The organism is Arhodomonas sp. KWT, assembly GCF_010993615.1.
The window spans coordinates 1-1,000 of the sequence record NZ_WNXE01000605.1; the positions used below are offsets into that span (position 1 = coordinate 1).

The window sequence follows — 1,000 nt, forward strand, 5'->3', positions numbered from 1 at the left end:
CGCGAGGGTCATACGGGGGAACGGGACGCCCGCACCATCGGCTTCGAGACCATCCGCGGCGGGGACATCGTCGGCGAGCACACCGTGATGTTCGCCGGCATAGGCGAGCGCGTCGAGATCACCCACCGTGCCTCCAGCCGGATGACCTTCGCCAAGGGTGCCGTGCGCGCGGCGGAGTGGGTTGCGGCACGCGAGCCCGGCCTCTACGACATGGAGGACGTCCTAGGCCTGCGTGGCTAGCGCGTCGGGCCCGCAGGGCCGGACGCTACGCCCGGCGCTCCACCTTATTTGTGCCATTGAGGCACATGCGTTTGTCCTTTGCGTCTCAATGTTTCCTGTCCACATGCCGGTAAACACTTGTTAGTCTTGACTCATCAGGACTTTTATGAAATTTCGGCATTGAATGAGGCATTGAGCATGCAACAGCAACCGCAGCACCGACCGCCCGCCCCGGCGAGCGGCTATTACTTCGCCGAGGCCCAACCGGAGCAGGACAGGGCCGTGTCGTACAGCCTGACCGCGGCTCACGGCTGGGAGTTCCTCATCGACAACCACGTACGTGAGCAGGACACCGGCGCGGAGGTGATGCACGCCGCCGTGCTGGGTGAGAACTGACGCGCGACGTCCGTTCTCGTCTCCCGTGGACCCCGGCAGGATTAGCCCCCTGCCGGGGTTTTTTGTTGCCTGGTGCCAATCGGCGGGCTGTTATCCACTTGCTGTCGGCGCCGTGTGTTCCGGCGTAGCTGTCGCGCCGGACAGGGCCGGACGGTGGTACGACATGCTGCCGTGACGGGATTTTCCTTCGGCGCAGCGGTCTTGGAATTTCACGCCGCATGAGGCAACCTGATCCCGCTCCGGTGCCCGGACGGGTGTCGCAAGAACGCCGACCGTCACCGGGGAAGGGAGCGGATAATGACCTGCCTCCAGGGAAGGTGGCCAGACATGAGCGATACCTGCCGCGCCCCGCCGTGGGGCCCTGCCTGCACCGCAGTCCCCGCTA

At 65.3% G+C, this 1,000-nt stretch carries 2 protein-coding genes; both read left to right on the forward strand.

Going from position 1 to position 1,000, the window contains the following annotated elements; translation table 11 throughout:
- On the forward strand, positions 1–240 hold a 240-nt coding region (locus G7A99_RS21075), incomplete at its 5' end, for a 4-hydroxy-tetrahydrodipicolinate reductase (RefSeq protein WP_305792350.1).
- Positions 241–417: 177 nt separating this feature from the next.
- Entirely contained in the window at positions 418–615 is a 198-nt protein-coding gene (locus G7A99_RS21080; RefSeq protein WP_163143861.1) for a hypothetical protein, read from the forward strand.
- Positions 616–1,000: the final 385 nt, after the last annotated feature.